General features: G+C 65.9%; 6 protein-coding genes. All 6 read left to right on the top strand.

Annotation, left to right across the window (positions count from 1 at the left end; all coding sequences use genetic code 11):
- Positions 1-29: 29 nt before the first annotated feature.
- The 6 genes from GPA25_RS19700 (at position 30) to GPA25_RS19675 (ending at position 6,350) form a co-directional block, all read left to right on the top strand.
- Positions 30-1,130, top strand: coding sequence for an efflux RND transporter periplasmic adaptor subunit (locus GPA25_RS19700; RefSeq protein ID WP_169262110.1), 1,101 nt, complete (start codon positions 30-32; stop codon positions 1,128-1,130).
- Between the two features lie 9 nt (positions 1,131-1,139).
- Positions 1,140-4,259, top strand: a complete 3,120-nt coding sequence (locus GPA25_RS19695; protein WP_169262106.1) for an efflux RND transporter permease subunit — start codon at positions 1,140-1,142, stop codon at positions 4,257-4,259.
- Positions 4,260-4,299: 40 nt separating this feature from the next.
- Positions 4,300-4,680: a hypothetical protein gene (locus tag GPA25_RS19690; protein ID WP_169262105.1), complete on the top strand. Its 381-nt coding sequence runs from the start codon at positions 4,300-4,302 to the stop codon at positions 4,678-4,680.
- A 193-nt stretch (positions 4,681-4,873) separates the two neighbouring features.
- Positions 4,874-5,119, top strand: a complete 246-nt coding sequence (locus tag GPA25_RS19685) for a DUF2933 domain-containing protein (RefSeq protein WP_169262104.1) — start codon at positions 4,874-4,876, stop codon at positions 5,117-5,119.
- Positions 5,116-5,775, top strand: coding sequence for a methyltransferase family protein (locus GPA25_RS19680; RefSeq protein ID WP_169262103.1), 660 nt, complete (start codon positions 5,116-5,118; stop codon positions 5,773-5,775). The genes GPA25_RS19685 and GPA25_RS19680 overlap by 4 nt, the downstream gene beginning before the upstream one ends.
- Positions 5,776-5,849: 74 nt before the next feature.
- Entirely contained in the window at positions 5,850-6,350 is a 501-nt protein-coding gene (locus GPA25_RS19675) for a hypothetical protein (protein ID WP_169262102.1), read from the top strand.
- Positions 6,351-6,513: the final 163 nt, after the last annotated feature.

Below are 6,513 nucleotides of genomic sequence, written 5' to 3'. Positions count from 1 at the left end.
CCCCCACCCCCTCCACCGCCCTGCTCGCCATGCTGATGATCTCCGCGTTGGGCGGCGTCGTGCCCGGCACTGCGCATGCCGACGCCGGTCACGACCACGGCGGTGAAGCCCCGTTCGTCGGGACGGCGAACGCGCCGAAGCGCCAGCCCGACGGCTCGGTGTTCCTGCCCAAGCTGTCGCAGCGCCAGCTCGGTATCCGCACGCTGCTCGCGGAATCCCGCGAACTGCCGATGACTCACCAATGGGTCGGCCGGGTCGTAATGGACCCGAACGCCGGCGGCAAGGTGCAGCCGACGGTCGCCGGCCGCATTGAAGCCGGCTCGCGCGGTCTGCCGGTGCTCGGCCAGGCGGTGCGCAAGGGCGAGGTGCTGGCAGTGGTGCGCCCCGCAGCGAGTGCCATCGAACGCGCCGGACAGAACGCACAGGCCGCGGAGCTGCGCGCGAATCTCGAACTCGCGCAGAGACAGCGCGCACGCCTGCTGGAACTCGAAGGCAGCGTGCCGCAGAAGGAGATCGACGCCGCGCAGGTCGAGGTACGCAGCCTGGGCGAGCGTCTCGCCGCGATCGGTGGCAGTCTGACGACCAGCGAATCCCTTGTCGCACCGGTGTCGGGCGTCATCGCGAGCAGCAACGTCGTCGCCGGGCAGGTCGTCGACGCGCGCGAAGTGCTGTTCGAGATCGTCGATCCGTCACGCTTCCAGGTCGAGGCGATCGCGCACGACGCCGCACTGGCGAATTCGGTTGCGCAGGCCTCGGCATCGGCCGATGGCGGCAAGACCGCCTTCCCGCTCGCCTGGGTCGGCGCCGGCCGCAGCCTGCGTGAGCAGTCACTGCCGGTGCTGTTCCGCACCGTCGAGGGCAAGGCCCCGCCACTGAGCGTCGGCCAGCCGCTGCAGGTCGTCGTGCAGACCCGCGAGCAGATCGCCGGCATCCCGGTCCCGACCGCGGCGCTGGTGAAGAACCCCAGCAACCAGGAAACCGTGTGGGTGCATACCTCGGCGGAACGTTTCGTGCCGCGCACGGTGCGCTACCGCCTGCTCGATGGCGCCACGGTGACCGTCACCGACGGCCTCGCGGCAGGCGACCGGGTGGTCGTGCAGGGCGCCCCGCTCGTGAACCAGGTGCGCTAAGGACGACTCATGTTCGACTGGCTCGTCAATCAATCCCTGCGCAACCGCCTGATGGTGCTGGCGCTCGCCGCCGTGATGATGATCTACGGCGGCCTGACGCTGACCCGCACGCCGGTCGATGTCTTCCCTGACCTGAACCGCCCCCAGGTGACGCTGCAGATCGAGGCCGGTGGCATGGCGCCCGAAGAGGTCGAGCAACTTATCACGCTGCCGCTCGAAGTGTCGATGAGCGGCCTGCCGGGCGTGAGCTCGGTACGCTCCGTGTCCTCGGTCGGCCTCGCCTTCGTGTACGTGAGCTTCGACTGGGGCGTCGACATCTACCGCGCACGCCAGATCGTCAATGAACGCTTCACGACCGTGCGCGACCAGCTCCCACCCGGTATCGAGCACGCCGCAATGGGGCCGATCAGTTCGATCATGGGCGAGATCCTGCTGATCGCGATCCCGATCGACCTCGCGAAGATCGATCCGATGGCGACGCGCGAGTACGCCGACTTCGTGCTGCGCCCGCGCCTGCTGTCGGTGCCCGGCATCGCGCAGGTGATCCCGATCGGCGGTGAGGTGCGCCAGTACCAGGTGCAGCCCGACACCGCGCGCATGGCTGCGCTGGGAGTCACCGTCGACGACATCGCCTCGGCGCTGCGCGGCTTCTCGGCGAACACCAGCGGCGGCTTCCTCGAACTCAACGCGCGCGAATACCTGATCCGCCACATCGGCCACACCACGCGGCTCGCGGACCTCGAACGCCTGCCGGTCGCCGCGCGCGACGGTCGCAGCATCCTGCTCAGGCAGGTCGCCGGCGTCACCTTCGCGCCCGCGATCAAGCGCGGCGACGCCGGCTTCAACGGCCAGCCGGCGGTAATCCTGTCGGTACAGAAGCAGCCCGACGCCGACACCGTGAAGCTCACGCGAGAGATCGAAACGGCGCTCGCCGAGCTGAAGAAGTCGCTGCCCGCGGGCATGGACGAGCCGCGCGTGACCTTCCGCCAGGCGAACTTTATCGAATCGTCGATCGGCAACCTGCAGGGCAAGCTCGTCGCGGCCTCGACGATCGTCGCGGTGGTGCTCTACCTCTTCCTCGCGAATCTGCGCACGACGCTGATCTCGCTGGTCGCGATTCCGGCCTCGATCCTGACGACGGTGCTGGTGTTCCGCTACTTCGGCATGTCGATCAACACGATGACGCTGGGTGGCCTGGCGATCGCGATCGGCGAACTGGTCGACGATGCGGTCGTCGGCGTCGAGAACGTGCTGCGCCGCCTCAAGCAGGACCGCCAGCGCGGCGCCGAAGGCCATGTGCGCCTCAATCCGCTGGAGCTGATCGCGAAGGCAACGCTGGAAGTGCGCTCGGCGATCGTGTACGCGACCTTTATCATCGTGCTGGTGTTCGTGCCGCTGTTCGCGCTGCCGGGCATCGAAGGGCGGCTCTTCATGCCCCTCGGCATCGCCTACATCACCTCCATCCTCGCCTCGATGCTGGTGTCGGTGACGCTGACGCCGGTAATGGCCTTCTACCTGCTGCCGCGCATGAAGAGTCTCGGCCACGGCGACCCGAGGCTGGTGCACTGGCTCAAGGCGCGCTACGCCAGCGCGCTCGCGTGGGGTTTCGACCACGCCCGCCTGCTGCTCGCCGCGGCGACGGTCGCCGTGCTCGCCGCGCTGGCGATCGTGCCCTTCTTTCCCACGACTTTCCTGCCGCCCTTCAATGAAGGCACGGTCCTGGTCGGACTGCGCCTGAACCCCGGCACGACCCTCACGGAGTCGGTGCGCATCGCGCAGCAGGCCGAACTGCTGATCGGACAGGTACCGGAAGTCGTCCATGTCGGCCGCCGCTCGGGCCGCGCCGAAATGGACGAACACGCAGAGGGAGTGCATTCGTCCGAGCTGGACATCCAGATCCGTGCGAGCGAACGCCCGCTCGATGCCGTCTATGCCGACATCCGCGGCCGCCTCGCGAGTCTACCGGCGGCGATCGGCATCGGCCAGCCGATCAGCCACCGCATCGACCACCTGCTGTCGGGCGTGCGCGCGCAGATCGCGATCAAGATCTTCGGCGACGACCTCGACACCCTGCGTGCCCAGGCCGATGCGCTGCGCGGGCGCCTTGCCGCAATTGCCGGGCTGGCCGACCTCGAGATCGAAAAGCAGGTGCTGACGCCGCAGATCAAGGTGCGCGTCGACTTCGACGCCGCCGAAGCCTACGGCCTGCCGCCGTCGAAACTGCTCGAGGAGTTGAAGATGCTCGTCGACGGCGAGCGTATCACCCAGGTCATCGAGGGCAACCGCCGCTTCAATCTGGTGCTGCGTCTGCCCGACACGGCGCGCTCGATCGAAGGGCTCGCGAACGTCCTGATCGACACGCCTTCCGGACGCGTGCCGCTATCGAAGCTCGCGCGCATCGACGAATCCGACGGCCCCAACCAGATCAGCCGCGACGACGGCAAGCGCCGCATCGTGCTGTCCGCCAACGCCTCGCAGCGTCCGTTGTCCGACGTCATCGCCGACATCCGCAAGGTCATCGCCGACACCCCGCTGCCCGAAGGCTACTTCATCGACCTCGGCGGCCAGTTCGAGGCGCAGGAGGAATCGAGCCGCCTGATCGGCCTGCTGTCGCTGGTCTCCGCCGCGATGGTCTTCCTCGTGCTCTACAGCCGCTACAAGAGCACTGCGCTGACGCTGATGATCATGGCCAACATCCCGCTCGCGCTGGTCGGCTCGGTGATCGGCCTGTGGCTCTCCGGCCAGCCGTTATCGGTCGCCGCGCTGATCGGTTTCATCACGCTCGCCGGCATCTCGACGCGCAACGGGATCCTCAAGGTCAGCCACTACATCAACCTGTGCGCCTTCGAAGACGAAAAATTCGACCGCGCGATGCTCATCCGCGGCTCGCTCGAACGCCTGACGCCGGTGCTGATGACCGCGCTGGTGGCCGCGTTCGCGCTCGCGCCGCTCTTGTTCGAAGCCGAGCAGCCCGGCACCGAGATCCTGCACCCGGTCGCGGTCGTGATCTTCTCCGGCCTGATCAGCTCGACCCTGCTCGACACCTTCCTGACCCCCGCGATGGTGTGGCTCTTCGGCCGCAAGCCGATCGAACGCCTCGTTACGGATTCGGGCAAGGACGCCTACTGAGCCCACTGCATTTCCCCAGCACATCCCCAGGAGAAAAACCATGAAGCTACTTCGTTCCGTCACCGCCGCACTCGCCATCCTGTCCGCCCCCGCTGCCTTCGCTGCCGGCGGTCACGATCTCACACCCAAACATGGCGGCGCCGTCGTCGAGGTGAAGGAAGTCATCTACGAGCTGGTCGCCACGTCCGAAGCTCTGAGCCTCTACCTCGACGACCACGGCAAGAAGATCGACACCACCGGCGCGACGGCAAAGGTCACGCTGCTCAACGGCGCCGAAAAGAGCGAAGCCAGCCTCGCCCCGGCCGGCGACAACAAGCTCGAAGCAAAAGGCACGTTCAAGCTTGTTTCAGGCACCAAAGCCGTTGCGGTGGTCACGCTCGCAGGCAAGGCGCCGGCGACTGCGCGGTTTGCGATCAAGTAATTCGAGACGGTGATCGCGCCGAACCGCGCGAGCCGTGCGAACACGCCCGAGCCCGCCCATCGGCGCAATGCCCATGGGCGCAGAACCCTTCCCGCGCGCGCGAACCAAGATGACGAAAATGTAATCACGGCGTCAGCAAGTCGTTGATCATTCGAGCGTATGATGAATTCATCCTCAGCACGGGGAGCGCATCATGCACACGCACCACCCTCCTGACCACGCGCCACCCGATGCAGCAACGGGTGACAGGCGAGTCAGCGCCAGCCGATGGATCTTCGGCGCTTTCATTGCGATGGCTGCGGTCCTGCTCGCATTCGAGCACCGCGCTCATCTGCTCGGCATCCTGCCTTGGCTGTTCCTGCTCGCCTGCCCGCTGATGCACCTGTTCATGCACCACGGCCACCAGCATGGCGATCCGAAAAACGGAGGCGGAAAATGATCGATCCGGGACCGTCCTACGGCTTATGGTCGCTGGTGGCGATCAATTCGGCAGTGTTCATCTTCTTCGCCGCAAGCTTCTTCAAACCGCGTTCACCACGCGACTGGCGATCGCTGGGCATGTATTCGGCGTTCATCGTCGCGCTGTTCGCGGAGATGTACGGCTTCCCGCTGACGATCTACCTACTGTCGGGCTGGCTCGCCCAGCGCTTTCCGGACGTCGATTTTCTCTCACACGACGCCGGCCACCTGCTCGAAGTGATGTTTGGCTGGCGCGCCAATCCGCACTTCGGTCCCTTCCACATCCTGTCGACGGTGCTGATCGGGGGCGGTTTCTGGCTGCTCGCCGCAGCGTGGAAAGTCCTGTACGCGGCCCAGTCCGGTGGCCGGCTCGCGACGACCGGTCCCTACGCCAGGCTGCGGCACCCGCAATACGCAGCGTTCGTGTTGATCATGCTCGGTTTCCTGCTGCAGTGGCCGACGCTGATCACGCTGACGATGTTCCCCGTTCTCGTGGTCGCCTACGTGCGCCTCGCCCGCCATGAAGAACTCGCGGCGGTAGCGGCCTTTGGGGAGGACTGGTCGCGCTATGCGCGTCAAACCCCGGCCTTTATCCCTCACTGGCCGGACCAGCGAGAATCGGCGGATAGCGCATGACAATCACTTGATCAGTTGTCCATATCCGGCACTGCCGTCGCTTGCATCGCCCTCTATATCTCAGGAGAAAGATCATGAAAAGCATCCTCACCGTACTCGCCATCTCCCTGGCCGCCGCCCTGCCCGCCTACGCGGAAGATGCGCATCATCCCGACCAGCCCGCGGCCGTTTCTGCCCCGACGCCCGAAAAGGCGGTACAGAAAATGCAGGACAACACCACCAGGATGCAGTCGCAACTCGAGGCCGTGGCCGCTGCCAAGAGTCCCGAGGAGCGGCAGAAACTGCTGATGGAACATATGCAGACGATGCGCGAGAACATGATGCTGGGCCACCAGATGGCAACCGGCCAGATGGGCTCAATGGGCTCAATGGGCTGCCAGATGATGGGGGATATGGGGAAGATGGGCGGCATGGGCATGATGCAGGGCAAGGGAATGATGATGGCCCCTGACGCGGCCTCCGCATCGCCCGAGGCCATGGCCAACCGCATGCACCAAATGGAGCGGCGCATGGACATGATGCAGATGATGATGGAGAGGATGCCGAAACCCGCGGGGAAATCGACCGGAAAATGACCGCATCGGCCGATTTTCCGCCTTCGGCCGTCGGGACCGGGGAGTCCCCCATTGCTCACCACACTGAAGAACCTGCTACGACAACTCCGTGCGTGGATGGCGGAAAACCAGCGCGCACACCGGACTGCGAAGACCGGACCGTGTTGCAGTTCGCCGTCCGAAA

This window comes from Aromatoleum diolicum (assembly GCF_012910955.1).
GTDB lineage: Bacteria > Pseudomonadota > Gammaproteobacteria > Burkholderiales > Rhodocyclaceae > Aromatoleum > Aromatoleum diolicum.
This window is presented reverse-complemented; position numbering and strand designations above follow the sequence as displayed.

Coding starts and splice junctions, on each gene's coding strand:
- GPA25_RS19680 (WP_169262103.1), top strand. CDS start 5,116: ATGATCGATCCGGGACCGTCCTACGGCTTATGGTCGCTGGTGGCGATC.
- GPA25_RS19695 (WP_169262106.1), top strand. CDS start 1,140: ATGTTCGACTGGCTCGTCAATCAATCCCTGCGCAACCGCCTGATGGTG.
- GPA25_RS19700 (WP_169262110.1), top strand. CDS start 30: ATGCTGATGATCTCCGCGTTGGGCGGCGTCGTGCCCGGCACTGCGCAT.
- GPA25_RS19685 (WP_169262104.1), top strand. CDS start 4,874: ATGCACACGCACCACCCTCCTGACCACGCGCCACCCGATGCAGCAACG.
- GPA25_RS19690 (WP_169262105.1), top strand. CDS start 4,300: ATGAAGCTACTTCGTTCCGTCACCGCCGCACTCGCCATCCTGTCCGCC.
- GPA25_RS19675 (WP_169262102.1), top strand. CDS start 5,850: ATGAAAAGCATCCTCACCGTACTCGCCATCTCCCTGGCCGCCGCCCTG.